The sequence below is a fragment of the Mesorhizobium sp. M0615 genome, assembly GCF_040320805.1.
Taxonomy (GTDB): Bacteria; Pseudomonadota; Alphaproteobacteria; order Rhizobiales; family Rhizobiaceae; genus Mesorhizobium.
In genome coordinates this window covers 228,743-253,936 of sequence record NZ_JAMYQI010000003.1, presented here as the reverse complement: position 1 = coordinate 253,936, position 25,194 = coordinate 228,743, and the positions used below count along the sequence as shown (strand labels likewise).

Sequence of the window (25,194 nt, the reverse complement as noted above, 5' to 3'; positions counted from 1 at the left end):
CAGGACCTTGTCCGGTTTTGGCGGACGTTGTCTTGAATCGCCGTTTTTCTCATCCCATTTCGAATCCACGCAGCCGCTCTTGGCTGTCTCCAACCGAAGGAATGGGAGAAAATGAACACATCCGCATTGATCCGCCCGGCCTGGACGCCGGCGACCATCGCGTTGATGGTGATCGGCTTCATGGTTTTCTGGCCGCTTGGCTTCGCCATGCTCGCCTACATCATCTGGGGCGACCGGCTTGACGGCTTCAAGCGCGACGTCAACCGCGCCACGGACGGCATCTTCGCCGGCTGCCGCCGCGGTTCCGACAAGGCCGCGCGCTGGGGCCACGGTTCGGCCCGCACCGGCAATGTCGCTTTCGACGACTGGCGCGAGAAGGAACTCGAACGCCTCGCCGAAGAGCGTCGCAAGCTCGACGAGATGCTGAGCGAGTTCGATGAGTACGCCCGCGAATTGCGCCGCGCCAAGGACCAGGACGAGTTCGACCGCTTCATGGCCAACCGCAACAAGTCGACGGCGCCTGCGAAAACAGGCTCGGCCGAAACGGCCAAGCCCGCGACCCCCAAGCGCAAGGGCCCGAACCTGCTTGACGACTGAGGCTGCGCGCATGACCCCGAAAATCGGAACCGATTTTCGGAAAGGTTCATGCGCCAAATTAGAGTGCTACAGCGTCCTGTGCGCGTCAGAGACGCGCGGCGCTGTAAGACAGGCCTTGGCATGATGGACGGCGTCGCGCGAGCGGCGCCGTTTCTTTTTTGTTCTGGTCGTTTTCCTCGAATCGCGTATCGTTCAGCCATGTCCTTCGGCTTTTTCCGCAACCTGACCAAACCAAAACCCTCGCCTGTCGAAGAGCGAGAGCACGTCGTTGCCGGCCGCACACTGCCGCTCAGGATCGTCGAGAGCGCCCGCGCACGGCGGCTGACGCTGCGCATCGATTCGGGCGGCCAGGGGCTGCGCATCACCGTGCCGCCGGGCCTGCGCCGCGGCGAGGTGGAGAAATTCCTGCACCGCCACCAGGACTGGCTGGAGCAGCGTCTGGCCAAGGTGCCGACACGGCCGCAAGTGCGCCCCGGCATCAAGATCCCGATACGCGGCGTCGCGCATCGCATCGTCCACGAACCGTCGAAACGCGGCACCGTCACCGTGTCGCGCGACGAGCGCGGTCCGCTGCTGATCGTCCATGGCGAGCGGATACATTTGCCGCGCCGCATCGCCGATTTCCTCAAGCGTGAGGCCAAGAAGGACATCGAGAAGCTGGTGGTCAAGCATACCGAGGCCATCGGCAAGCGCGCCAAGGCGATCCGCTTCAAGGACACGTCGAGCCGCTGGGGTTCCTGCACTTCCGATGGCAATCTGTCCTTCTCCTGGCGCATCATGATGGCGCCGACGCCGGTGATAAACTACCTGGTCGCGCATGAGGTGGCGCATCTCAAGGAGATGAACCACGGCCCGAAATTCTGGAAATTGTGCGAGCAGCTCTGTCCCGATACCGACCGCTGCAAGGACTGGCTGAAGCGCAATGGCGGCGCGCTGCAGGCGATCGTGTTCGATTAGCCTGCGCTGGCGCCGCGCTCAATCATCATTGGCCGCATTAAGCTCTTCAGGCCGCAGCCCTTCGTCGCCATGGCGCGGCCATGGCAGGAAATTCTGCTCGAACGCATCGCTGCCGAAATAATCCAGGACCCGGTGCGCTTCCGCCCCGTCGAAGGCGGCCTTTTGCATCAGATGGGCGATGACGTCGCGCGCTTGCGCGATCTTCTGCCGGAGTTCGGCTATGCTCTGGTCGGCCATTCGTCTGCTCCGCCTTGCTTCTCCCATCAATAGGTAGCGCCTTTGGCGTTGCCGGCAAACAGGATGCTTTTTCTCGACTCTTGGCCGGTTTCGTGCCAATCCCCGCGCCATGGCGCTCGATATCAAGATCTGTGGATTGAAGACCGATGAGGCAATGGCCGCGGCATTGGCCGGCGGCGCCAGCCATGTCGGCTTCATCTTCTTTGCTAAAAGCCCGCGCTATGTCGAGCCTGCGGCAGCCGGCCGCCTGCGCGAGGCGGCAATCGGCAAGGCCAGGGCGGTCGCCGTGACCGTCGATGCCGATGACGCATTCCTGGATGAGATCGTCGCCAAAATGCGCCCCGACATCCTGCAGTTGCACGGCACGGAGACGCCCGAGCGGGTGGCAGAGGTGAAAGCTCGCTACGGCCTGCCTGTCATGAAGGTGTTCTCCGTCAGTGAGGTAGCCGATCTCGAGCGGCTAAAGCCGTTCATCGGCGTTGCCGATCGCTTCATGTTCGATGCCAAGCCACCAAAGGGCTCGCAACTTCCGGGCGGCAATGGCGTCGCCTTTGACTGGCGCATCCTGGCCGGCCTTGACGCCGGGCTCGATTACATGCTTTCCGGTGGGCTCAACGCCGCCAATATCGGCGACGCCCTGAGATCAGCCAATCCGCCCGCGATAGACATTTCGTCGGGGGTGGAAAGCGGTCCAGGCGTCAAGGATCCGGCGCTGATCGAGCAGTTTTTCCGGGCAGTCAGGGCCGTGCGCGACGACCGCGCCGCCTGAACACTTTTTTCGAACCAGGAGATCGGCGATGGACCAGCCGGCGACACCCAATTCCTTCCGCACCGGACCCGACGAACAGGGCATGTTCGGCATCTTCGGCGGCCGCTTCGTGGCCGAGACGCTGATGCCGCTGATCCTCGATCTGGAGCGGCACTGGAACGAGGTCAAGAACGATCCGGACTTCAAGACTGAGTTGACCAACCTCTCGACCCACTATGCCGGGCGGCCGTCAAAGCTGTATTTCGCCGAAGGCCTGACCAGACATCTTCGTGAGGTTTCCTCGGCGAAGGGCCTCGGGGGCGGCGCCAAGGTCTATTTCAAGCGCGAGGACCTGAACCACACCGGTTCGCACAAGATCAACAATTGCCTCGGTCAGATTCTGCTCGCCAAGCGCATGGGCAAGAAGCGCATCATCGCCGAGACGGGCGCCGGCCAGCACGGCGTGGCGGCGGCCACAGTCGCGGCGCGCTTCGGCTTTCCCTGCGTGGTCTATATGGGCGCCACCGACGTCGCCCGCCAAAGCCCCAACGTCTTCCGCATGAAGCTGCTCGGCGCCGAAGTGCGGCCGGTCACCGCCGGCCACGGCACGCTGAAGGACGCCATGAACGAGGCGTTGCGCGACTGGGTCACCAATGTCGAGGACACTTATTACCTGATCGGCACTGCCGCCGGCCCGCATCCCTATCCGGAGCTGGTGCGCGACTTCCAGTCGGTGATCGGCATCGAGGCGCGCGCCCAGATCCTCGAACAGGAAGGCCGGCTACCCGACACCATCATCGCCGCTGTCGGCGGCGGCTCGAACGCCATCGGCCTGTTCCATCCGTTCCTGGATGACAAAGAAGTCCGCATCATCGGCATCGAAGCCGGCGGCCGCGGCCTTGACGGCATCGAGCATTGCGCCTCGATGAATGCCGGCGCGCCCGGCGTGCTGCACGGCAACCGCACCTATCTCCTGCAGAACGCCGACGGCCAGATCCTCGACGGCCATTCGATCTCAGCCGGCCTCGACTATCCCGGCGTCGGCCCCGAACATTCCTGGCTGCGCGATTCCGGCCGCGTCGAATATGTGCCGATCCTCGACGACGAGGCGCTGGAAGCCTTCAAGCTGACGACGCGCGTCGAAGGCATCATCCCGGCGCTGGAATCCGCCCACGCCATCGCGCATGCGGTGAAGATCGTGCCTGATATGGACAAGGACCAGATCGTCATCGTCAACCTGTCGGGACGCGGCGACAAGGATGTGCACACAGTGGCCTCGATGCTGGGCATGGAGATCTGATCATGGTGACCCGCATCGACCGCCGCATGGCAAAACTGAAAGCCGAGGGCCGCCCGGCGCTCGTCACCTATTTCATGAGCGGCGACCCCGACTATGACACCGCTTTGTCGATCATGAAGGCGCTGCCCAAGGCCGGCGCCGACATCATTGAAATGGGCATGCCGTTTTCCGATCCGATGGCCGATGGACCGGCGATCCAGGCCGCTGGCCTGCGGGCGCTGAAAGGTGGCCAGACCCTGGTCAAGACGCTGAAGACGGCGGCTGATTTCCGCGCCACCGACAATGAAACGCCGATCGTGCTGATGGGCTACTACAACCCGATCTACATCTACGGTGTCGATCGCTTCCTCAAGGACGCCATCGCCAGCGGCATTGACGGGCTGATCGTCGTCGACCTGCCACCGGAGATGGACGAAGAACTCTGCATTCCGGCGCTGAAGGCCGGCATCAACTTCATCCGCTTGGCAACGCCGACCACCGACGACAAGCGCCTGCCCAAGGTGCTGCAGAATACGTCGGGCTTCGTCTATTACGTGTCGATGACCGGCATCACCGGCTCGGCTTTGGCCGACACCGGCAAGGTTGCCGCCGCGGTCAAGCGCATCAAGGGCCACACCAATCTGCCGGTCTGCGTCGGCTTCGGCGTCAAGACCGCCGAGCAGGCGCGCATTATCGGCGCCAATGCCGATGGCGTCGTCGTCGGCACCGCGATCGTCAACGCGGTCGCCAATGTGTTGGGACCGAAGGGCGAGAAGACCGCCGACCCGGCCGAGGCCGTCGCCACCCTGGTCAGCGGACTGTCTCAGGGCGTGCGTTCGGCCCGCCTTGCTGCTGCCGAATAGTTTCCCTACTTAGGCCTTGTGCAAGTCGTTATCCCAAAACCGGTTCCCACTTTTGGGCGACATGCACGAGCCAACTCTTCGTCAGGACAGGAGCCGAAGCGATGAACTGGATCACCAATTACGTTCGCCCGAGGATCAATTCGATGCTCGGTCGGCGCACCGACATGCCCGAGAATCTCTGGATCAAGGATCCCGAGACCGGCGAGATGGTGTTTCACAAGGACCTGGAATCCAACCAGTTCGTCATCCCGTCATCGGGCCATCACATGAAGATTTCGGCCAAGGAACGGCTGAAATTCTTCCTCGACGACGGCAAATACGAGCAGCTTGAGAACCCCAAGGTCATGCAGGACCCGCTCAAGTTCCGCGACGAGAAGCGCTACACGGACCGGCTGAAGGACGCCAAGGCCAAGACCGGCCTGGAAGACGCCATCATCAACGCGCTGGGCACGGTCAAAGGCCTGCCGGTTGTGGTGACGGTGCAGGATTTCGCCTTCATGGGCGGCTCGCTCGGCATGGCCGCGGGTGACGCCATTGTGCACGGTTTCGAGGTCGCCTTGCAGCGCAAGCGGCCGCTGATCCTGTTTGCCGCCTCCGGTGGCGCGCGCATGCAGGAAGGCATTCTGTCCCTGATGCAGTTACCGCGCACCACGATCGGCGTCGACCGGCTGAAGGAAGCCGGCCTGCCATACATCGTCGTCTTGACCAACCCGACCACCGGCGGCGTTACCGCCTCCTACGCCATGCTGGGAGACGTCCACATTGCCGAGCCCGGCGCGCTGATCGGCTTTGCCGGCCCGCGCGTCATCGAGCAGACCATCCGGGAGAAACTGCCGGACGGTTTCCAGCGCTCCGAATATCTGATGGAGCACGGCATGGTCGATATGGTGGTGTCGCGGCTGGAACTGCGCGAGACGATATCACGGCTGTTGAAAATCCTGCTCAAACTGCCGCAGGAGCAAAAGCCGCTGGAGCCGGAAATCCTGCCGCCGTCGGTCATCCCGACGGAAGCCCGCCCGCAGGCCTGACGCGACATTTCTGGCCGCAAACCGCGATTGCGTGCACCTGCGCGCATGCGTAGGATTCGCTCATGACAACGCTTGCCGCAGATCGTGAAATCGAAGCCCTGATGGCGCTGCATCCGAAAGGCTTCGACCTTTCGCTCGACCGCATCACAAGGCTGCTCGAACGCCTCGGCAATCCGCAGGAGCGGCTGCCGCCGGTCATCCATATCGCCGGCACCAACGGCAAGGGGTCGTGCGCGGCCTTTTCGCGCGCGCTGCTCGAAGCCGGCGGCCACCTTGTCCATGTCCACACTTCGCCGCATCTGGTGAACTGGGCCGAGCGCTACCGACTGGCGGCCGAGGGCGGCGGCCGGCTGGTCGACGACGAGACCTTCGCCGAGGCCATCGCCCGCGTCGCCCGGGCCAATCAAGGCCAGAAGATCACCGTCTTCGAAATCCTCACCGCCGTCACCTTCATCCTGTTTTCCGAACATCCGGCTGCCGCCGCCATCATCGAGGTCGGCCTTGGCGGCCGCTTCGACGCCACCAATGTCGTCGCCCGGCCGGTGGTGTCGGTAATCATGCCGGTGTCGATGGATCACGAAGCCTATCTCGGCGATCGGGTCGAACTGATCGCCGCGGAAAAGGCCGGCATCATGAAGCGCGGCTGCCCGGTGGTCATCGGCGCGCAGGAGAGCGAGACGGCGCTGCAAGTGCTGATCGAAACCGCCGAGCGGCTGGATTGCCCGACCTTCGTCTACGGACAGGACTTTCTCGCCTTCGAGGAGAACGGCCGCATGGTCTATCAGGATGAGGACGGGCTGATGGACCTGCCGCCGCCGCGCCTGCCCGGGCGCCACCAGTTCGCCAATGCGGCGGCAGCGATTGCCGCGGTCAAGGCCGCCGGTTTCGAAATCAGTCATCGCGCCACGGAGAAGGCGATGGCGAGCGTCGCATGGCCGGGCCGCATGCAGAAACTGGTACAGGGCCGGCTGATGGAGCTGGCGCCCAAGGGCGCCGACATCTGGCTCGACGGCGGCCACAATCCGGGCGCCGGCATGGTCATTGCCGAGGCGCTGGCCGAGCAGGAGGAAAAGAACCCGCGGCCGCTGTTTCTGATCTCCGGCATGATCAACACCAAGGACCAGAGCGGCTACTTCCACGCCTTCAAGGGCCTGGCACGGCATGTCTACACCGTGCCGGTGAGCATGAGCGATGCCGGCGTGCCGAATGACGAGCTGGCGGTGCGGGCGACCGAAGCCGGCCTCACGGCCGAACCGGTCAGTTCCGTCGCCAGTGCGCTGATGCTGCTGCGCGACACCTGGGACGGGCCGGCGCCACGCATCCTGATCGGCGGGTCGTTATATCTCGCCGGCGCGGTGCTGGCCGAAAACGGCACGCCGCCGACCTGAAGCCATTTCACTGCGAGGAGCCCATCATGATCAAGGTCAAGCAGCTCGCCCATGTCTGCATCTTCGCGCATGATCTGGAGGCGACGCGAAACTTCTACCGCGACGTGCTTGGCCTCGACACGCAGTTCAATTTCCTGCGCGACGGCAAGGTCTTCGGCTTCTACCTCAATTGCGGCGGCCGCAGCCATATCGAGGTGTTCCAGAAGGACGGCACTGCATATAGCGAGCAGAACCAGATCAACCATTTCTGCCTGGAAGTCGAAGATCTCGACGCGGCGATCGCCCATATCAAATCGAAGGGCATCGACGTCACCGCCAAGAAGCACGCCTGCGACGACACTTTTCAGGCCTGGATCCGCGATCCCAACGGCGTGAAGATAGAGCTGTTCGAATACACCGACAAAAGCGCGCAATTTGCCGGCGGCGACCGCATCGCCGACTGGTGAGCTGTATTGGTGTCGACGAGGATCAAAGCTCCGGCCCTGTATGGACCTTGCGGCTTTTCCGGATGATTTCTTCCAGATCGATATCCGCGCCACTGCTTGCCGTCAGGCGGGAGTAGAAGGTGGACGCCGGTTCTCGCCCCACCTCCCGAATCTCATAGGATTCAAGCGCGCGTTCGACGATATCCGCTATCGAGCGGTTTTCGCGATGAGCAAGACGATGCGCAAGATCTCGTGCTTTTGCGCTGCGGACGGAAAGCCGGGGTTCGGCCATTTCAAAATACCTTCGAGAAAATATATCCCCCCATTTAGGACGAGCCATCAAGATAGCAGAGGAGGGCAAGCCATCACCTTAGCTCAATCTCGATGAAGGCATACTCGCCGTCATTGGCGCTGATGACATCGTGTTCGACGCCCTCCTTTCGGAAATAGGGCGCACCCTTCTTCATCTCGGCAAAACTCTCGCCGTCCTTGGTCACCAGCTTCACCTTGCCGTCCATCAGCGGCACCACGACATAGTCGTGGCCGTGGCGATGCCAGCCGGTGTTGTCGCCGGGCTGGAATCGATACTCGGTGACAATAACGCGCTCGTTGTCGATGAAGACGGTGGCCTTGGCGGATCCGGTCATTCTGTCTCTCCTGTCCAGCCTCAAGCAAAAGACATGGAGCCTCCAGGCGCGAGTGCCAGAGAGGTCAGGCGATAACGCCAAAGAAAAGCCCGGCGCGAGGGCCGGGCTTAACTTCTGAAATTCCTACAGGGTCAGGCGAGGCTGCCATTGATCCAATGCGACAGCGCGGTCTTCGGCGCGGCGCCGACCTTCATGTCGGCGACTTCGCCGCCCTTGAAGATCATCAGCGTCGGGATCGAGCGCACGCCGAATTGGGCGGCAAGCTCGGGGTTCTCGTCGATGTTCAGCTTGGCGATCTTGATCTTGTCGCCGAGTTCGTTGGCGATCTCTTCCAGCGACGGACCGATCATCTTGCAGGGGCCGCACCATTCGGCCCAGAAATCCACGACGACGGGCTGCGAGGCGTTGAGCACATCGGCCTGGAAATTGCTCTTGTCGACCTTGACGGTGGCCATACGAAAATCCTTTCGAAATTTATCTCGCACCAAATGTGGTGGTTCAGCAGCCCTTCTTCAAGCAGAACTTGTGTCACGCTCCCGTGAGTCGGGCAAGGGCGTCATCCATCGCCTGCGCCGGCAGTCCGATAAGCCTCGGTGCCTCGGTGAACAGCAGTGCTGCCGTCACCGCGCGGCCGGGGTAAAGCGGCTGGAGCAGCGCGCGGTAGAGCGCCAGCTGTAGTATATAGGCCGGCGGCACCTGGGCCAGGCCTGCGGGCGCCGGCCGGTTGGTCTTGTAGTCGACGATCGATACGCGCCCGGGCGTCACCGCCAGCCGGTCGATCTTGCCGGAGATCGAACGCAGCCTGCCCTTGACCTCGAGACTGCCCATGACAGCGACTTCCGCGCGGGACGTCGGCGAAAACAGCCCGGCAAAACGCGAATCTCTGAGGATCGCCATCACCGAAGCCAGCGCCTTGTTGCGCTCGGCCTCCGGCCAGTCGGCGCCGGCTCGAATGAGATACTGCGCCGCCGCGCCTTGCTGTTCGTCTTCGGCAAAACCGGGCAGCATCTGCACCAGCTTGTGCAGCGCCAGCCCGCGCATCACGGCAAAACCGGGCTCCGCTTCGCTGTCCAGCACCGGCGAACGCGTATCGACGACCGCCTCCTTGCCCTCGTCGATCAGCGCCGACGCGCCGGAAGGCGACAGCGGGCGCGGCAGCTCCTCATAAGGCGGCAAAGGCCGGAACAAGCCCACCGGCAGCGGCGGCACCTGTTGCGGCAGCCGCGACTCGTCGGCTGCCGCTTGCGCCACCGGCGGAAGCTTGGTCATGACGAAACGGTGCACCGGCTCGCTGCTGGCGGGGTGGCGGCGCTCGGTGCTTTCGGGTGCACCTGTCAGCGCGCGGCTGACGATCGAATGCCAGGTGCCGGTGCTGGGCTGACGCTTGCCGTGATAGCCGCAGACGATCAGCCGGTCCTCGGCGCGCGTCATGCCGACATAGAGCAGCCGCCGGTATTCGTCGTCGGCAAGCTCCCGCGCCCTGGCCGAGGCCGCCTTGGAGAAGCCGTTCGCGACATCGGCGGCCGAGCGCCAGAGATAGCCCTTGCCGTCGAAATTGCGGCCCGAAGCGTCGAACGGCATGAGCCGCGGCAGATGCTGGTCGCTGAACGGCGCCGAACCGCCATCGACCAGGAAGACAACAGGCGCTTCCAGGCCCTTGGCGGCATGCACGGTCATGACGCGGACCTCGTCGCGCGTCTGGTCCATCTCGCGCTTGATCTCCGGGCCGGTGTTTTCCAGCGTCGCCAGGAAAGCCTCCAGCCCCGGCAAGCCGGTGCGTTCTTCGGCCAGACAGAAACTCAGGAACTCGTCGAGAATATCGCCGGCTTCCGGTCCAAGCCGGGCGATCATCTTCTTGCGCAGGCCGTCGCGCGCCAGCACCCCGGCGTAGAATTCGAACACCGGCCGGAACGCCGCCTCGTTGGCCCAGCCGTCGAGCCGGGCAACGACATCGGTCAGCGCGGTATTGTCGCCAGCATGCTGGCGTAATGAGGCGATCAGCGATGTTCCGGCTGGCCGTCCGGCGCCAAGCGTAAAAAGCGTCTCCTCCGACACGTCGAAAACCGGGCTGCGCAGCACGGCGGCGAGCGACAGGTCATCCTGCGGCTGGATGAGGAAATGGCCGAGTGCGATCAGGTCCTTGACCGCGATGTGGCCGGGCAGGCTCAGCCGGTCGGCGCCGGCGACGGGAATATCGCGGTCCTTCAGCGCGCGCGACAGCGCATGGACGAAGCGGTCGCGCTTGCGCACCAGCACAAGAATGTCGCCGGCCCTCAGCCTGCGTCCCTTGCCCTCGATGATCTCGCGGTCCTTGAGCCAGGTCTGGATGGTCGCAGCCACGTGCTCGGCCACCCGCACAGCCGGCGCGCTGGCATGATTGACCGGCAACGTCCAGTCGTCGGGCTCCTCGACGGCGTCAGCGCCGAGCGACGGCCAGACCTCGACATAGCCAGGCGCGTCGTTGCGGATCGCCTTGTGGTCGAGCGGATCGGGGTCATGGCTGATGCCGCGCCGCACGCCCGGATCGGCAAAGACGCGGTCGACGGCGGCAAGCACGTCGTCGGTCGACCGGAACGACCAGGTCAGTTTCAGGTCGGCAAACGAAGCATTGGCGGCGTTCACGCGTCCGGAAAACAAGAGCCGGCTGTCGGCGAAGGAATCCGGCGCGGCACCCTGAAAGGAATAGATCGACTGCTTTTCGTCGCCGACGGCGAACACCGTGCGATTGGTCGTGCCGCGCTGGCCGTGGCCGGCAAAGAACTCCTCCGCCAGCCGCTTCACCACCTCCCATTGGTCGGGGCTGGTGTCCTGCGCCTCGTCCAGCAGGATGTGGTCGATACCCTGGTCGAGCTTGTACTGCACCCAGGGTCCGGCATCCGGCCGCGCCAGAAGGTTGACGGTGCGGGTGATGAGGTCGTTGAAGTCGAGAAAGCCGCGGCTGCGCTTCAGGCGCTCGTACCGCACGATCAGCCAGTCGGCTATGGTCAACGCCGCGACCGTGCCTTCCAGCATCCGGAACAGCGCCAGCCGGTCGGAGACGTCTGTTATCGCCTTGACGGCCGCCAGATAGCGCTCGGGAAGGTCGGGCAGCCGGCCGAGCAGCGCCTTCTTGAACAACTTTGAGGGATCATAGGGGTCGCCATCGGCCTTGAGAAAGGCTTTGCCGAGCATCTGCAGCCGGCGGGTCGGGTCCGTCTCGGCAAAGGCCAAGCGGGCATAGGGCAAGAGATTGTTGAGCACGGTGCGGGCGTCGGCGGCCTCGGCGGCACTGGCGAACACTGCAAAGAAGTCCGGCAGGAAACCCGGCAGCGGCCATACCGATGCCGCTATGTCTTCGGCGCTCTGCCCGGGGCGAAAATGGAATTCGTCGAACAGGGCCTGAAAGCCGGCGCCATCGCGCCGGACCGCATCGATGAAGCCGCGTAAGCCGTCGCGCTTGCGCACGATTTCGGCGAGCAGCGCATCGAGCCCGTGTTCGCCGCCGCGCTCCAGCACGGTGGCAAAGGCCTCGGCCAGTCCGGCGTCTTCGGCTGACGTGCCCGAAATCATGTCGCGGCGGGCGCCGGCAAACAGCGAGGCCTCCATCTGCGGATCGAGCATTTCGAAATGCGCCGGGATGTTGGCCTCCAGCGGGAACTGGTGCAGCACCGATTCGCAGAAGGCGTGGATGGTCTGGATCTTCAGCCCGCCCGGCGTTTCCAGCGCTTCGGCAAACAGCCGGCGCGCCCGCCGCATCGTGTCGCGGTCGGGCCGGCGGCCGTCCACCGCCTCAATCTTTGTGGCAAGCTCGGCATCGCCGAGCGCTGTCCATTCCGACAGGGTCGAGAACACGCGGTTCGACATGTTGGCGGCGGCCGCCCGCGTATAGGTCAGGCACAGGATCTTCGACGGATCGGTGCCGTTGAGCAGCAGCCGGATGACGCGCTGGGCCAGCACATGCGTCTTGCCCGAGCCGGCATTGGCCGACACCCAGGCCGAGTTCTTCGGGTCGGAAGCGCGCGCCTGGCTGGCGGCGGTTTCGCTGGGGACGGGATAGGCTTTTTTCATGCCTCCCCGCCCTCGTCATCGCTGTCGCCGCCGGCCGACCATTCGAGCACGCGCGCCAGATGGTCGTAATCGCCATCGCTCTCGCCCTCGCGAAAAGGCAGCGCCCGCGACAGGTAGCCGGTCGTCGGATCTGCATAATGGACCAGCAGCTTTTCCAGCCGCGCCCAGGCCTCCTCGGCGAGGTCTTCGGCGGTCCGGGGCTGGCGGTTGTAGTCGAGGATGGATTCCTCGAACACTTCGCCATTCGGCTTCAGCCGCACAAATGCAAGCTGCGAGGCCTCGCGCGCGCCAAGCCCCTTGAAGGCGCCGCGCCGGAGCAGCGCCCCTTCGAGCGCCAGCTGTGGCGCCAGCAGCGTGTGGGCCTGCGCCTTGGACGGGGACGAGCCGGTCTTGTAGTCGAGAATGTCGGCCATGCCACCGGCCAAAAGGTCGACGCGGTCGGCATAGCCGGACAGCGTCACGCCGGTGCGGCCGACAGCGGTCTTTTCGGCGCGCTCCTCGGCATGCCGCCGGGCGACGGCGGGAGCGCGGCCGCGCTCCCATTCGATGATGTTGGCGGCAAGCTTTTCGAAGCGCGGCCACCACACAGCCTCGACATCGGCGGGCAGGGCGATCTCGGCAAAGCAGGTCCGGCCGGCAGCGATGAGGCGTTCCAGAGCTTCGGGCGCGCGGGGATCCGCCACCTCTGTCGAGAACAGATGCAGGATGTCATGAAACAGCGTGCCGCGCTCGGCCGCGCCGGGGTCGCGGATCACCGGCTCGAGCGGCAGAAGGCTCAGAATACGCTTGGCATAGACCGCATAGGGGTCGCGGCGCAGCGTCTCGATCTCGGTCACCGAGAAGTGGGTGGGCCGCATGCTCAGCGGCGGTTTCGGCTGCGGTCGCGGCGCGAAATGCTGCCGCTCGCCGGCATCGAGCGCGCGCGCCCAGGCAAGCAATTCGTCGCCGCGTCCGCGCAGTGCGGCTGCAGGATCCTTGCCGATGAAGGTGAGGATGCGCTGCAACCAGCGCGACGGCACCGCCGGTGCGTCGCTGGCGCGGGCGGAGCGCGTCAGCACCACCTTTTTCGCCCCCATGGCCATCTGGAAGTCGTGGGCGGCAAGGCCGATGCGCCGTTCGGGCGGCTCGAGGTCGATGCCGGTCTTCATCAGCCGCGACATGAAGCGGTCGCTTTCCGGCTTGCGTGGCCACACGCCTTCGTTCAGCCCGCCAATGACCAGCGTGTCGACGTTCTGCAGCCGTGCCTCCAGCGCGCCCCATATGGCAATGTTGCGGTCTGTGCCTTGCCCCGGCTTGACCGTTTCCGGTGCTATCAGCGCGTCCATCACATCAGGCCATTCGTCGGCCGGGAAGTCGAACGAGGCAGAGGCGGCGACCACACCGCGCAGCAGCTCGGCAAGTTTCTCGCCGGCGTCGCCGGCATAAAATTCAGCCAGGCTGCCCTCCGCCGTGCGGCCGAGATTTTCCAGCGCGGCGACGCTCGCTCTGGTCAACGCGACGAGATCGGCGTTCTCTTCACCGCGAAAGGCGGTCAGCGGCGCCAGTGCCGTCACAAGTCGGCTCAGCATATCGCGGGCATTGTCGATGCCGCGCCCGCTCAGGCGCGAAAACCAGAAGGGCTGGCGCTTGTCCCCGCTCAGCCCGGCGAGACGCTCCTCGAACAGTGCTGGCAAAGAGGCGATGTCGGGGCGTCCGGTGCCGCCGCGCAGCGCCACGAGTTCGATGAGCTCGGCGGCATGGCGCACGCCGGTGCGCTCAAGTCCGAGCCCGAGCAGCGGATGCTTGAGCAGCGACAAAAGGCCGACGGGATCGCCGGGCCGGAATACCGCTTGAAGTGTGAGCCGCAGCAGGCTGGCGGCAGGCGTGTTGGCGAGCGGCGTGCCGCCGGAATCGTCAGCGATCACACCGAAGCGCAACAGCTCGGCCGAGACGCGCCGCGCCAGCCCGCGGTCGCCGGTAACGAGCGCTGCCCTGTGCCCCGGCTGTTCCACGGCGGTTTTCAGCGCGATGGCGATCGCCGCCGCCTCGTCGCGTTCGCTGGCGGCTTCGACCAGCGTCACATCGGCGAAGGCCTCGGCGATATCCAGGGCGTTGAAGCGTATGCGGGTCTCGGCCCATAGTTCCGTGGTCTCGGCCGGACGCAGCGCCTCGCCGACAAGGGCCGCGCGGAGCACCAGTGCGGGCTCGGCGGCGACCACTTCCTCGACATCGCCACGCAGCACGCCAATCTTGCCGATCAGCTTGGCCATGCCGTATTGCGGGTGCCCAAGCAGTGCCGGCCGCGCACCGGGCGCCGCAATCGGGGCAAAAGACGGTTCGTCCAGCATCCCATCGAGCCCGGGCAGCACCACGGCGCCGTTGGGCAGGCCGGCGACCGTGGCAAGCAGTTCGGCCGTGGCGGGAATAGAGCCCGTCGAGCCGGCGGCGATCACCGGGCCTTTGGGCGGGTTGCGTTCCAGCCGCTTCGCCTCGCGCCGGATCAGCGCATTGCGGTGCGCGGCCGGGTTGGAGCGGTCGCGCTCCTCCAGCAATTTCGGCCAGGCCTCGGTGACGATACGGAGGAAATCGAGCGTCACAAGCCACCATCCGGCAAGATTGCCGGTGACCAGATCGGCAAGCCTGGTCCAGTCCGTGCCTTCGGTTTCGATCTCGTCCATCAGCCGGGCGAGGTCACGCGCTAGCCAGATCGCATCGGCGGCGGAGGCCGGCACGACGATCTCTTCGTTGAACATATCAAGGACATGCGCCGGCAAGGTGCGCTTCCAGGCCCGCACCAGCGGCGCCAGCAGCAGCAGGCGTTCGATGGCTGCGATCGGCGGCGCCATTTCAAGCTCGGTCGGCGTGCCGGCGTCGAAGGCGGCTTCGTCCTCGTCGAACTCTCCGAGCGGGCGGATGACCGGCAGGATCGCCGAACGGCGGCTCCCTCCCGGTCCCGAAAGCGCGTCGACAAAAGCGCCGCGCAGCGCACGGGCCGCGCGCCGTGTCGGCACATAGATGGTGACATCAGCCAGCGCCAGCGGATCGCCGTCGAACCGGAAGCCGGGCACCAGCCGTCCGGCCAGCAAGGCCTCGGCCAGAGTCGGCAGGAATGGCGCTCCGGGCGGGATCGAAAGAACGCGGCGCGCGCCGCTCATACCACCTTCGCGAGAGCGTCGGCGACCGCCGCTTCCGCCTGCGGAATGGCGTCGGGAGTGCCGACGGTGATCCAGCTTCCGCGCATCTGCATGCCGAACAGACGGCCAGAGGCGATTGCCTTGTCGAAATAGGTGTTGAGCGAATGCGCCCCGGCCGGCGCATCCCTGAAGATGGCGGGATTGACGATTGCCGCTCCGGCATAGATCAACCCGGCCGGATCGCCTTTCGAGCGCCGCAGGCCGCCATCCGGCGCCATCAGGAAATCCGTGCCGACACCGTGTCCGGTGGCCGAGTCGAGATCGGTAAGCATCAGCAGAATATCCATTTTCGCGCCGTCCCATGCAAGGGCAAGGCGCTCGAGGCTGGGCTGGCCGCTGTCGATCCAGAACGTATCGGCGTTGATGATGTAGAAGGGTTCGGCACCCAGCAGCGGCAATGCCTTGACGATGCCACCCGCCGAATTCAGCAGCGCGTCGCGCTCGTCGGAAATGACGATCTTTGGCGCCCGCCTGTGGGCGATATGGGCGACGATCTGGTCCGGCAGATAGTGCACGTTGACGATGGCTTTCTCGACGCCGGCCGCTTCGAGACTGTCCAGCCCCCAGTCGAGCAAGGTCCTGCCGGCGATCCGCACCAGCGGCTTCGGCATGGTGTCGGTGATCGGCCGCATGCGCTTGCCAAGACCAGCCGCCAGCACCATCGCTGTGGTCAAGGTCACGGGAGCCGTTCCTCCAGCAGGCCATGTGCCATGTAAAACTCCTTCAACTGAGCCAGCGCCGGGTGCGCCAGCGCCCGCCTGAGATAATCGCGGATGCGCGGCAGGTGTCGGAGATAATAGGGCTTGCCGTCGCGCTTTTCGAGCCGCACGAAAATGCCGAGGATCTTCGAATTGCGCTGCGCCGCCATGATCGCATAGGCCGCGCGGAAGGCGTCCTCATCGAAGCCGCCGGCGGCGTGGCGCGCAGCGACATAGGCGTCCACGGTCCGCTGCTCGATATCGGGCGAAACGGTGACGCGGGCATCCATGGCCAGCGACGCAACGTCATAGGCCGCCGGACCCATCAGCGCGTCCTGGACATCGACGATGCCCAGCCGGTCGTGGCCTTTGCGGTCACCGCGCCAGATGATGTTGGGCGAATGGAAGTCGCGCAGCATCAGCGTGTATTCCTGTGTGTCCAGCCGATCGAGAACCGCGTTCCATTCCCTGTGATAGCCGGCGCGTAAAGCCTCGCTTGCCGGGCTGCCGGTCACCATCGGCACATACCAATCGACCAAGAGATCGGCTTCGATCAGCATGGCGGCGCGATCGAAGGGCGGCACCTCGTGGAAGACGCCCGGCACGGCCTCCATGCGCTGCGGCCAGGTCTTCCCATGCATCATCGCCAGCAATTCGGCCGCTGCCGCGTAGCGCTCGGCCACCGGCTCATCATTGCCGTCGAGAAAACCTTCCGAGCCCAGATGCTCCAGCAGCAGAAAGCCCCGTTCGAGATCCTCGGCATGGATTTTTGGGACACTGACACCTTGCGCCAGCAGCGCCTTGTCGATGGCGACGAAAGCGGTGACCGACTGCGCCGTGTGGGCGATCACGGCATAGGGCTTGCCGTCGCGCACCGGCGGCCCCAGCACCAGCCTTGGCGAATTCATCAGCACGCGCGGCGCAAGGCCGGCGAGCGAAACAATCTCGTAAGAGCGCGCCGAGGCGTCGCCGACGAAATGGCGCCGCGCGGCGTCGCCCCAGCCGGCCGTTTCAAGGAAATCACGCATCGCCAGCGATCGCGCCACGCGTTCGAAGGCAACGCCTTGGCCCGATAGTTTCGCCAGGCGGCCTTCGCCCTGATGGACGAGTTCGATCCAGATCGACGTTCTCGGAAGAGCGGCCTCCGCCCGTTCCGGCCACTCGACAAGGGCAGCGCCCTGCAGCAGCGCCTCGTCGAAACCCAACTCGTCCATCTCGCCGGCCGAGGACAGGCGATAGAGATCGAAATGGTGCACGGGGATGCGCGTGTCGTAGCTTTGCACCAAGGTGAAGGTAGGGCTCGGCACATCGAGGCCGGCATCATCGGCCAGCGCCCTGATCAGGGCCCGCGCCAGCGTCGACTTGCCGGCGCCGAGATCGCCCTTGAGCGCCAGCACGTCGCCCGGCCGCAGCGCCATGGCCAGGTCTTCGCCGAGCCTTGCGGTCGCAGCCTCGTCGGCGAGAAAACGCTCCTGCACAACAACAGTCATCGAGCGCGCTACTCGGCCGCGGCGCGGATGCCCGACGGTGCATCGGGGAAGGTGCAGATGACGGTGGTGCCCTTGTCCTTGCCGGTCTCGATGCGCACGCTGCCGCCGTGCAGCTCGACAAAGCTCTTGACGATCGACAGGCCTAACCCCGCACCGCGCCGGCGCCCGCCATTGGTGCGCGGCTCGAAGCGGCGGAACACCGAATCGAGCAGGTCCGGTGGCATGCCGGGGCCGTTGTCATGGACGGAGAATTCCACACCTTGCTCCAAATGCCGGCAGGCAAGTGTGATAGTGCTCGCCTCCGGCGCGTAATTGGCGGCGTTGCTGAGCAGATTGTAGAGGATCTGGCGAACCCGGGTCTCGTCGCCGTGAAAACTCTTCGGCGCCGCAGCGGCGTCGATCCGGAGCTTGATCGAATGCTCTTGCAGCCGGTCGGCGACCAGTTCGGCCGCGGCCTCGATGGTGCGCTCGACGCTTACTTCCGAAATGTCGAGCTGCATGATGCCGGCGTCGACGGTGGCGAGGTCGAGTATGTCGTTGACGATGGTGAGCAGCACCGAGGATGACGAGCCGACATGCTCGACATATTCGCGCTGCTTTGGGCTGAGCGGCCCGGTCGCCGGCAGCGACAAAAGCTCGGTGAAGCCGATGATGTTGGTCAGTGGCGAGCGCAGCTCGTAGGAGACATGCTGCACGAACTCGTTCTTCAGCTGGTCGGATTTCTGCAGCGCTTCGTTCTTGTCCTTCAGCGCGCGCTCGACATTGACGCTGTCGGTGACGTCCACAAAGGTCATCATCACCTGGCCGTTGGGCAGCGGGATGACGGCGTAGCTGAGCACGGTGCCGTTCTTCAGTTCGGTCTGGCCATGGCGGTCGCGGCGCTCGTCGTCGAAACCGGTGATGGCGGCGACGAACCCGCCCCACGGGCTGTCGACGGCGCGCTGGTCGCTGAGATCGCGGATCGCCGAGACATGGACGTTGGGCTTGATCACATCCTGGCTAAGTCCCCACAGCGCGACAAAGGCCGGGTTCGACAGGCGCAGCCGCCCATCGGGACCGAACACCGCGACGCCTTCGGCCAGATTGTCGAGCGTTTCGCCCTGGACCCGCACCGCCGTCTGGTAGCGGCTTTCCAGGTCCATCTTCTCGGTCAGGTTCTCAAACACCCAGGTCACGCCGCCCTTCGGCTGGGGGTTGGCGACCACGCGGATGGTCTTGCCGTCGGGCAAATGCCACCAATGCTCTTGCGATTCCACCGCGCGGTAGGCGCCAAGCAGGCCTTCTTTCCAACGCCGCCATTCCGGCTGCTCGGCGATCTTGCCTTCGCTGCGCAGCCGGTCGAGCAGCAGCGCATTGTCGGGCGCGCTGTGCAGGAAGCCCGGGTCCAGCCCCCACAGTTTCTGGAACGCCTGGTTGAAGAAGCGCAACTTCTCGTTGGCATCGAAGATCGCCACCGCCGTGTTGAGCTGGTCGAGCGTGTCGGCATGGCTGCGCACCGTGCGCTCATATTCGCCGCGAATGGTTTCGGTGGCGCTGGTGTCGCAGGCAAGGCCGGCCGAGCCGTCCGCACCGGCGAAGTCGGTGACGGCGAACACGCGGCGGTCGCCCTCGATCACTGTCGACAGCGTTTGTTCGAAGATTGGGCGCGATTTGTGCTGCGCGGCGATCTGTTCGCGCGCTTGGGCGCCGAGGAATTCCTTGGCTTCGCGCACGGCGGTCTCGGCGTTCGGTGCCTCGACCGCTCCGGCATAGGCACGGTTGACCCATTTCAGCCGCCCGTCGGTGGCGCGCAGCCAGGCCGGCATCGGCAAGGCGTCGAGCAGGCCGATCATGGTCTCGTAGTCGGCGGCCAGACGCTGGTTCTCGATCTTCAGCCTGGCTTGGCTCCTCTGAGTTTCCGACAGCGAGACGAAGCGCACCAGCACATGCGCGGCGCTCTTGCGGCCATGCACTTCAAGCGGCGCCCCGGCCTGCGATTCGATCACGAGATCAAAGGGTTTCGCTTTCTCGCGCAGACCAGCGACGGCATTTTCGAGCGCCGCCGCCGAGCGCGGCATCAGCCAGCGGCCGAAGGCGAGGAAGGCTGCACGGTCGTCCGGCGCACCGCTTTCCAGCGGCAGCGTGCCGATCAGCTCCGGCTTCTTGTTCTCCGACGCCCAGACGATGACGCGCTGGTCACGCAGATTGAGCAGCGCGTCGGAGCGCTGCAGCGCCGCATTGATGTCGGCAATGCGGGCTCTGAGTTCGACATTCTGCGCCGAGGTGCGGGCTCTTTCGCGGATCAGGAAGATGGCCGAGACCAGTGCCGCGCCCATGACGCCGACGAACATGGCGAGCTGGATGACTTCGACCGCGCTGACCGACAGTCCGGCCTTCTGCGCAATGGCCGGCTCGGCATGGGCGGCAAACGAGGTGAGCGGGCCGGCAAGAGCTGAGGTGGCAAGAAAGCCGGCGGTGCGGGCGCCGACGCGCCTCTTCAGGCCACCGCCTGTCGTGACGGAGCCAGTGCTATCGGAATCGTCATGGCCGCCGGAAACGGCCGATCCCGCGCGAGGCGGGTTTTCCCCCGGCATGTCTTGGTCCTCTTCGCCGCCTGAATGCAAGACCGCCCAGATCAGGATCACGTTTGGTAGAAACGCCCTTCTGACCTAACTCTCTCTTGAAGAGCATGATCTTTTCCGAAAACCGCTTCCCACTTTTCGCTGACGCGGTCCTTCGGTTCGAATCATGCTCTCGATGCGTACGCCGGCCCTCGTCCCCGGCCCACGAATCAGCACAATAGCGCGTGCTGGAATCGGCGTGAAGAATCATCCGCGCAAAAAAGAAGCCGGGCGAAAAGTCAATCGCCCGGCTTCAATATCTAGTGATAAACGCCGCTTCTGTTAATAGCGGTAGTGTTCCGGCTTGAACGGACCCTGCGGGGTCACGCCGATATAGGCGGCCTGTTCGCCGGACAGTTCGGTTAGGCGGGCTCCGAGCTTGTCGAGATGCAGACGCGCCACCTTCTCGTCGAGGTGCTTGGGCAGCACATAGACCTGGTTCTGGTACTGGCCGGGCTTGGTGTAGAGTTCGATCTGCGCCAGCACCTGATTGGTGAACGAGGCCGACATCACGAAGCTCGGATGACCGGTCGCGTTGCCGAGGTTGAGCAGGCGCCCCTCCGACAGCAGGATCATCCGCTTGCCGTCCGGGAAGGTTATCATGTCGACCTGCGGCTTGACGTTGGTCCATTGCAGGTTGCGCAGCGACGCGACCTGGATCTCATTGTCGAAGTGGCCGATATTGCCGACGATCACCATGTCCTTCATCGAGCGCATGTGGTCGAGGGTGACGACATCCTTGTTGCCGGTGGTGGTGATGACGATGTCGGCGGTTGGTGCGGCATCTTCCAGCGTGACGACTTCAAAGCCGTCCATCGCCGCCTGCAGCGCGCAGATCGGATCGACTTCCGTGACCTTGACGCGGGCGCCGGCGCCCTTGAGCGAAGCCGACGAGCCCTTGCCGACGTCGCCATAGCCGCAGACGACCGCAACCTTGCCGGCCATCATGGTGTCGGTGCCGCGGCGGATGCCGTCGACCAGCGATTCCTTGCAGCCATATTTGTTGTCGAACTTCGACTTGGTGACCGAGTCGTTGACGTTGATCGCCGGGAAGGGCAGCAGGCCCTTCTTCTGCAGCTGGTAGAGCCGGTTGACGCCCGTCGTCGTCTCTTCGGTGACGCCGCGAATGGCTTCCTTCTGCTTGGTGAAGAAGCCGGGTGAGGCCTTCAGGCGCTTCTTGACCTGGGCGTAGAAGTATTCCTCTTCCTCGCTCTGCGGGTTGGACAGCACGTCCTCGCCGGCCTCGGCGCGGGCGCCGATCAGTATGTACATGGTGGCGTCGCCGCCATCGTCGAGGATCATGTTGGAGAGGCCGCCATCGGCCCACTGGAAGATCCTGTCGGTGTAGTCCCAATACTCCTCGAGCGACTCGCCCTTGACGGCGAACACCGGGATGCCGGCCTCGGCGATGGCTGCGGCCGCATGGTCCTGGGTCGAGAAGATGTTGCACGAGGCCCAGCGGATATCGGCGCCAAGCGCCTTCAGCGTCTCGATCAGCACCGCAGTCTGGATGGTCATGTGCAGCGAGCCGGTGATGCGCGCACCTTTCAACGGCTTCTTGTCGCCGAATTCCTCGCGGCAGGCCATCAGGCCCGGCATTTCGGTTTCGGCGATATCGAGTTCCTTGCGGCCCCAGCCGGCAAGCGAGATGTCGGCGACCACATAGTCCTTGCTACCTGTCATGGCAGTGCTCCGGTGTGATTTGTCTTCAGAATGCGCCTGCGCCACACGGCGCGTCGAAGGGCGCGGAATGCCGGCCTGACTAGCAGATCGCCGCCAAGACGACAATGGGATATAAAGAAATCTTTATGCGCGTATGTGTTTTACGGGGATGCATGCCGCCCAAAAGTATCCCGCGGTTTTGGGACAACGGCGTTCAAGCAAAAACTTCAGCACTCTTCGCCGAAGCGCGAGGCGACCAGCTGCTCCAGCGCGTCCATCGCCGCTGCGGCTTCAGCGCCGCTGGCGGTGACGCGGATCGAATAACCGGGGCTCGCCGCCAGCATCATCAGCCCCATGATCGAGGTGCCGCCGACCTTGAGACCATCCTTCTCGACATGGACGGTGGCGTCGAAGCCGCTGGCGACCTGGACGAACTTCGCCGAGGCGCGCGCATGCAGGCCGCGCTGGTTGACGATCGGGAACTCGCGCACGATCTCACCGGGCGACAGCGCGTTCATTTGCTGCTCAGCAGCTGACTTGCGACGTTGATGTATTTGCGCCCCGCGGCCTGCGCCTCGTCGAGCGCGGTCGCCATGTTGTCGCCCTTGCGGATCGACGACAGCTTGATCAGCATCGGCAGGTTCATGCCGGCGATGACCTCGGTGCGACCGGATTCCATCACCGAAATGGCGAGATTGGAAGGCGTGCCGCCGAACATATCGGTCAGAACGATGACGCCGGTCCCGGTGTCGACGCGGCCGACGGCGTCGACGATATCGCGCCGACGCTGCTCCATATCGTCATCGGCGCCGATTGCCACGGTTTCGAAATTGTCTTGTGGCCCCACGACATGTTCCACGGCATGGCGGAACTCGGCGGCCAGTTGACCGTGCGTTACAAGCACGAGTCCGATCATTCTATGGTGGCTCCCGTCATCGCCGCTTCACAGGCGCTTTTTATGCTCGCCGGCCATCCCAGGCGGCGGGAGCGCTATCTTGTCGACGCGCGGCGCGTTGACAAGCCCAAAATTGCGTCGGCCATGGCCAATTTGACGCATTGCAGCAAAAAACCGGCGGCGGATCATACGAAAGGCGCAATCTCCAGCCGCGCCATTACCGCCGGCAAAGCCGCAGTGACGTTGCGCTGAACGAGGTCGATGCGCGGCACCACACAGCCGGCAATGGTCGCGCTCGACTCTTCCTGGAAACGCTCCACAGCGTTTGCGGCAACCAGCTGGATCGTAAGGTCGATGACCCCCACAGGTTGGAACAAAAGCGGCTTCGGACCAAGTCCGGGCACCTCTGTGAGGCCGGCGATGCTGGCGGGCGCATGGCAGACCAGCCGCCCGAAACGCGCCGCGACAAACAGCTGGTCGTCGCCGATCAGCCGCGCAAACAGCCCGAGCCGGCTGAAATGGTCGATGAGCGCCAGCGCCAGCGTTGTCTTGCCCGAGCCGGACGGCCCGGTGATCAGGACGCCCCGCTCGCCAATCTGGATTGCGGTGGCATGGATGTTCTCGGGTTTCGCGGTGGGATCGGGCATGCGCAGCCGCGATCAGCCTTCGGCCGGCAGCGTAACGACGAAGCGCGCGCCCTTGATGTCGCCGGGCTTGGTGCCGGGGATGTTCTCGGCGGTCAGCGTGCCGCCATGGGCTTCGACGATCTGCCTGGATATCGACAGGCCAAGCCCTGAATTCTGGCCGAACGCCTCGCCGGCCGGGCGGTCGGTGTAGAAGCGCTCGAAGATGCGGTCGATGGCGTCGGCGCGGATTCCGGGGCCGTTGTCGTCGACGGTGACGATGTTGACCTTGCCCGAGCGTGCCAGGGAAATGGCGATGTGACCGTGGTCCTCCGGCACGAAGGAGCGGGCATTCTCGATCAGATTGGTGATGACCTGGCCGATCCTGAGATCATGGCCGGTGACGAAATAGCCTTTGACGCCTTGCGGCAGCTTGGCGGCCTTGAATTCGATCTCGACAGCCTTTTTGTTGCGCGTCGCTTCGCGCGACACGGCGACGAGATCGGTGATGAATTTCTTCAAATCGACCGTGGCGGCATCCTCACGCGCCAGTTCGGCGTCTAGGCGCGAGGCATCGGAAATGTCGGTGATCAGCCGGTCGAGACGCCGGACATCGTGCTGGATGATCTCCATCAGCCTGCCGCGTGAATTGTCGTTCTTGGCAAGCGGCAAGGTCTCCACCGCGCTGCGCAGCGAGGTCAGCGGGTTCTTCAACTCGTGCGAGACATCGGCGGCGAAGCTTTCGATCGCCTCGATGCGGGCATAGAGCGCATTGGTCATGTCGCGCACCGCGACCGACAAATTGCCGATCTCGTCCTGGCGGTCGGAAAAGTCGGGGATCTCCTCGCGGCTCTTGACGCCGCGCCGCACCCGCACTGCCGCCGCCGATAGGCGGCGCAGCGGATTGGCGATGGTGGATGCGAGCAGCATCGACAGGATGGCGGTGACCAGGGCGGCGATGCCGAACACGCGCAAAATAGCCTTGCGTTCGGCGGCGACGATCTTGTCGATGTCGCCGCCTTCCGTCGACAGCATCAGCACGCCGAGGACGGCACGGAAGCGCTGGATCGGCACCGCCACCGAAACGATCTGCTCGCCCTGTTCGCTCACCCGCACGATCGTCGATGGACTGCCGGTCAGCGCCTTGACCACTTCCGGGAAGGCCGCACCGTTGCCGCCGGGCTGCTCATGGTAGACGGGCAGGTCCTTGTTGCGGAAGAAGTCGAAGACGAATTTCTGCACGCGCTCCAGCATATCCGGCTGCTCGTCCTCGACCGGCGGCAGGTCGTAGCGCAGGATTTGGCCGCGCGAATAGAGATGGCGCGAATCGAGCAGCAGATTGGCGTCGCGGTCATAGATGCGGGCCCGGGTGCGCGTCGGCGAAATCAGCCGCCGCAGCACCGGCGCCACGCGCTCGGGATTGATCGGGAAATCCAGATTGTCGAGCTGGTCGGAGCCCGGCCCCAGGCTTTCGCCGGCCTGCAGTTCAAGCAGTTTTTCTGGATCGATGCTGATCGAATCGGTCTCGACCGTCGCCGACGCGGCAATGGCGCCGGCGATGATCTCGCCCTGCGTCATCAGGCTTTCGACGCGGGCGTCGATCAGCCCGTCGCGGAAGGTGTTGAGATAGAGGATGCCGGTGACCAGCACGGCGAGGCCGGCCAGGTTGAGGAACAGGATGCGCCGGGTCAGGCTGGAAAAGATGTGGTGGCCGAGGAAGCGGCGCATCGGCACCGTCAACCTCGACAGGAATGCGGGCAGAATCCGCGACCGCCTGACAGCGCTCGTTCGTCTGCTCCGCTGTACATCCACTGCCATCGAATAGCAGCTCCCGCCT

22 protein-coding genes are annotated in these 25,194 nt (G+C 64.6%); 8 read left to right on the top strand and 14 right to left on the bottom strand.

From position 1 onward, the window contains the following. Window positions 1-111 precede the first annotated feature (111 nt). Both NKI46_RS06360 and NKI46_RS06355 read left to right on the top strand, forming a co-directional pair. Window positions 112-597 (top strand): DUF2852 domain-containing protein, encoded by a 486-nt coding sequence (locus tag NKI46_RS06360; RefSeq protein WP_023672286.1) that lies wholly within the window; start codon window positions 112-114, stop codon window positions 595-597. Window positions 598-795: 198 nt separating this feature from the next. Beyond that, window positions 796-1,554 carry a M48 family metallopeptidase gene (locus NKI46_RS06355; protein ID WP_023702070.1) on the top strand — a complete coding sequence of 253 codons (759 nt, stop codon included), beginning with the start codon at window positions 796-798 and terminating at the stop codon, window positions 1,552-1,554. Between the two features lie 18 nt (window positions 1,555-1,572). Here the strand turns inward: NKI46_RS06355 and NKI46_RS06350 are convergent, their stop codons facing one another. After that, window positions 1,573-1,791 (bottom strand): hypothetical protein, encoded by a 219-nt coding sequence (locus NKI46_RS06350; protein WP_023672288.1) that lies wholly within the window; start codon window positions 1,789-1,791, stop codon window positions 1,573-1,575. A gap of 109 nt (window positions 1,792-1,900) precedes the next feature. On the opposite strand from NKI46_RS06350, the gene NKI46_RS06345 reads away from it, so the two are divergent. The 6 genes from NKI46_RS06345 (at window position 1,901) to NKI46_RS06320 (ending at window position 7,543) form a co-directional block, all read left to right on the top strand. Continuing rightward, a complete protein-coding gene (locus tag NKI46_RS06345) occupies window positions 1,901-2,560 on the top strand; it encodes a phosphoribosylanthranilate isomerase (RefSeq protein ID WP_352741938.1) in 660 nt (219 codons plus the stop codon). 28 nt (window positions 2,561-2,588) lie between these two features. Further along, the gene (gene trpB, locus NKI46_RS06340) at window positions 2,589-3,839 is read left to right on the top strand and encodes a tryptophan synthase subunit beta (RefSeq protein ID WP_352745349.1); all 1,251 of its coding nucleotides are present in this window, start codon (window positions 2,589-2,591) and stop codon (window positions 3,837-3,839) included. A gap of 2 nt (window positions 3,840-3,841) precedes the next feature. Beyond that, a complete protein-coding gene (gene trpA / locus NKI46_RS06335; protein WP_023693067.1) occupies window positions 3,842-4,681 on the top strand; it encodes a tryptophan synthase subunit alpha in 840 nt (279 codons plus the stop codon). A 101-nt stretch (window positions 4,682-4,782) separates the two neighbouring features. After that, the gene (accD, locus tag NKI46_RS06330; RefSeq protein WP_023672292.1) at window positions 4,783-5,709 is read left to right on the top strand and encodes an acetyl-CoA carboxylase, carboxyltransferase subunit beta; all 927 of its coding nucleotides are present in this window, start codon (window positions 4,783-4,785) and stop codon (window positions 5,707-5,709) included. A gap of 62 nt (window positions 5,710-5,771) precedes the next feature. Then, complete coding sequence (locus NKI46_RS06325; protein ID WP_023714496.1) at window positions 5,772-7,097, top strand: bifunctional folylpolyglutamate synthase/dihydrofolate synthase; 1,326 nt, start codon at window positions 5,772-5,774, stop codon at window positions 7,095-7,097. A gap of 26 nt (window positions 7,098-7,123) precedes the next feature. Continuing rightward, a complete protein-coding gene (locus tag NKI46_RS06320; protein ID WP_023714497.1) occupies window positions 7,124-7,543 on the top strand; it encodes a VOC family protein in 420 nt (139 codons plus the stop codon). Window positions 7,544-7,565: 22 nt separating this feature from the next. Here the strand turns inward: NKI46_RS06320 and NKI46_RS06315 are convergent, their stop codons facing one another. The 13 genes from NKI46_RS06315 to NKI46_RS06255 form a co-directional block, all read right to left on the bottom strand. Beyond that, window positions 7,566-7,814, bottom strand: a complete 249-nt coding sequence (locus NKI46_RS06315; protein ID WP_023714498.1) for a hypothetical protein — start codon at window positions 7,812-7,814, stop codon at window positions 7,566-7,568. A gap of 73 nt (window positions 7,815-7,887) precedes the next feature. Further along, on the bottom strand, window positions 7,888-8,169 hold the full coding sequence (locus NKI46_RS06310; RefSeq protein ID WP_023696001.1) for a cupin domain-containing protein: 282 nt from the start codon (window positions 8,167-8,169) through the stop codon (window positions 7,888-7,890). A gap of 131 nt (window positions 8,170-8,300) precedes the next feature. Next, the gene (trxA, locus tag NKI46_RS06305; protein WP_023672297.1) at window positions 8,301-8,624 is read right to left on the bottom strand and encodes a thioredoxin; all 324 of its coding nucleotides are present in this window, start codon (window positions 8,622-8,624) and stop codon (window positions 8,301-8,303) included. Window positions 8,625-8,697: 73 nt separating this feature from the next. Next, entirely contained in the window at window positions 8,698-12,216 is a 3,519-nt protein-coding gene (addA, locus tag NKI46_RS06300) for a double-strand break repair helicase AddA (protein WP_352745345.1), read from the bottom strand. Further along, the gene (gene addB / locus NKI46_RS06295) at window positions 12,213-15,350 is read right to left on the bottom strand and encodes a double-strand break repair protein AddB (RefSeq protein WP_352745342.1); all 3,138 of its coding nucleotides are present in this window, start codon (window positions 15,348-15,350) and stop codon (window positions 12,213-12,215) included. The genes addA and addB overlap by 4 nt, the downstream gene beginning before the upstream one ends. Then, the gene (locus tag NKI46_RS06290) at window positions 15,347-16,051 is read right to left on the bottom strand and encodes a nucleotidyltransferase family protein (protein WP_031199014.1); all 705 of its coding nucleotides are present in this window, start codon (window positions 16,049-16,051) and stop codon (window positions 15,347-15,349) included. Before NKI46_RS06290 ends, addB begins: the two co-directional genes overlap by 4 nt. A 14-nt stretch (window positions 16,052-16,065) precedes the next feature. Next, the gene (gene tsaE, locus NKI46_RS06285) at window positions 16,066-17,577 is read right to left on the bottom strand and encodes a tRNA (adenosine(37)-N6)-threonylcarbamoyltransferase complex ATPase subunit type 1 TsaE (protein ID WP_352745339.1); all 1,512 of its coding nucleotides are present in this window, start codon (window positions 17,575-17,577) and stop codon (window positions 16,066-16,068) included. Window positions 17,578-17,585: 8 nt separating this feature from the next. Beyond that, window positions 17,586-20,150, bottom strand: coding sequence for a sensor histidine kinase (locus tag NKI46_RS06280; protein WP_023739754.1), 2,565 nt, complete (start codon window positions 20,148-20,150; stop codon window positions 17,586-17,588). Window positions 20,151-20,459: 309 nt separating this feature from the next. Further along, window positions 20,460-21,860: an adenosylhomocysteinase gene (gene ahcY / locus NKI46_RS06275; RefSeq protein WP_023681401.1), complete on the bottom strand. Its 1,401-nt coding sequence runs from the start codon at window positions 21,858-21,860 to the stop codon at window positions 20,460-20,462. Between the two features lie 206 nt (window positions 21,861-22,066). Further along, on the bottom strand, window positions 22,067-22,357 hold the full coding sequence (locus tag NKI46_RS06270; RefSeq protein ID WP_023672303.1) for an HPr family phosphocarrier protein: 291 nt from the start codon (window positions 22,355-22,357) through the stop codon (window positions 22,067-22,069). After that, window positions 22,354-22,755: a PTS sugar transporter subunit IIA gene (locus tag NKI46_RS06265; protein ID WP_023672304.1), complete on the bottom strand. Its 402-nt coding sequence runs from the start codon at window positions 22,753-22,755 to the stop codon at window positions 22,354-22,356. Before NKI46_RS06265 ends, NKI46_RS06270 begins: the two co-directional genes overlap by 4 nt. Window positions 22,756-22,919: 164 nt before the next feature. Then, window positions 22,920-23,381 carry an HPr kinase/phosphorylase gene (locus NKI46_RS06260; protein WP_023739752.1) on the bottom strand — a complete coding sequence of 154 codons (462 nt, stop codon included), beginning with the start codon at window positions 23,379-23,381 and terminating at the stop codon, window positions 22,920-22,922. 12 nt (window positions 23,382-23,393) lie between these two features. Further along, window positions 23,394-25,175 (bottom strand): sensor histidine kinase, encoded by a 1,782-nt coding sequence (locus tag NKI46_RS06255; RefSeq protein ID WP_023672307.1) that lies wholly within the window; start codon window positions 25,173-25,175, stop codon window positions 23,394-23,396. Window positions 25,176-25,194 lie beyond the last annotated feature (19 nt).

What these genes read in the sequence shown, in the direction of transcription:
- accD (WP_023672292.1), top strand. Translation starts at nt 4,783, where the DNA reads ATGAACTGGATCACCAATTACGTTCGCCCGAGGATCAATTCGATGCTC.
- NKI46_RS06315 (WP_023714498.1), bottom strand. Translation starts at nt 7,814, where the DNA reads ATGGCCGAACCCCGGCTTTCCGTCCGCAGCGCAAAAGCACGAGATCTT.
- NKI46_RS06255 (WP_023672307.1), bottom strand. Translation starts at nt 25,175, where the DNA reads ATGGCAGTGGATGTACAGCGGAGCAGACGAACGAGCGCTGTCAGGCGG.
- NKI46_RS06310 (WP_023696001.1), bottom strand. Translation starts at nt 8,169, where the DNA reads ATGACCGGATCCGCCAAGGCCACCGTCTTCATCGACAACGAGCGCGTT.
- NKI46_RS06260 (WP_023739752.1), bottom strand. Translation starts at nt 23,381, where the DNA reads ATGCCCGATCCCACCGCGAAACCCGAGAACATCCATGCCACCGCAATC.
- NKI46_RS06270 (WP_023672303.1), bottom strand. Translation starts at nt 22,357, where the DNA reads ATGAACGCGCTGTCGCCCGGTGAGATCGTGCGCGAGTTCCCGATCGTC.
- NKI46_RS06290 (WP_031199014.1), bottom strand. Translation starts at nt 16,051, where the DNA reads ATGGTGCTGGCGGCTGGTCTTGGCAAGCGCATGCGGCCGATCACCGAC.
- trxA (WP_023672297.1), bottom strand. Translation starts at nt 8,624, where the DNA reads ATGGCCACCGTCAAGGTCGACAAGAGCAATTTCCAGGCCGATGTGCTC.
- NKI46_RS06320 (WP_023714497.1), top strand. Translation starts at nt 7,124, where the DNA reads ATGATCAAGGTCAAGCAGCTCGCCCATGTCTGCATCTTCGCGCATGAT.
- NKI46_RS06350 (WP_023672288.1), bottom strand. Translation starts at nt 1,791, where the DNA reads ATGGCCGACCAGAGCATAGCCGAACTCCGGCAGAAGATCGCGCAAGCG.
- NKI46_RS06325 (WP_023714496.1), top strand. Translation starts at nt 5,772, where the DNA reads ATGACAACGCTTGCCGCAGATCGTGAAATCGAAGCCCTGATGGCGCTG.
- tsaE (WP_352745339.1), bottom strand. Translation starts at nt 17,577, where the DNA reads ATGACTGTTGTTGTGCAGGAGCGTTTTCTCGCCGACGAGGCTGCGACC.
- NKI46_RS06360 (WP_023672286.1), top strand. Translation starts at nt 112, where the DNA reads ATGAACACATCCGCATTGATCCGCCCGGCCTGGACGCCGGCGACCATC.
- trpB (WP_352745349.1), top strand. Translation starts at nt 2,589, where the DNA reads ATGGACCAGCCGGCGACACCCAATTCCTTCCGCACCGGACCCGACGAA.
- ahcY (WP_023681401.1), bottom strand. Translation starts at nt 21,860, where the DNA reads ATGACAGGTAGCAAGGACTATGTGGTCGCCGACATCTCGCTTGCCGGC.
- NKI46_RS06345 (WP_352741938.1), top strand. Translation starts at nt 1,901, where the DNA reads ATGGCGCTCGATATCAAGATCTGTGGATTGAAGACCGATGAGGCAATG.
- trpA (WP_023693067.1), top strand. Translation starts at nt 3,842, where the DNA reads ATGGTGACCCGCATCGACCGCCGCATGGCAAAACTGAAAGCCGAGGGC.
- NKI46_RS06280 (WP_023739754.1), bottom strand. Translation starts at nt 20,150, where the DNA reads ATGCCGGGGGAAAACCCGCCTCGCGCGGGATCGGCCGTTTCCGGCGGC.
- addA (WP_352745345.1), bottom strand. Translation starts at nt 12,216, where the DNA reads ATGAAAAAAGCCTATCCCGTCCCCAGCGAAACCGCCGCCAGCCAGGCG.
- addB (WP_352745342.1), bottom strand. Translation starts at nt 15,350, where the DNA reads ATGAGCGGCGCGCGCCGCGTTCTTTCGATCCCGCCCGGAGCGCCATTC.
- NKI46_RS06265 (WP_023672304.1), bottom strand. Translation starts at nt 22,755, where the DNA reads ATGATCGGACTCGTGCTTGTAACGCACGGTCAACTGGCCGCCGAGTTC.
- NKI46_RS06355 (WP_023702070.1), top strand. Translation starts at nt 796, where the DNA reads ATGTCCTTCGGCTTTTTCCGCAACCTGACCAAACCAAAACCCTCGCCT.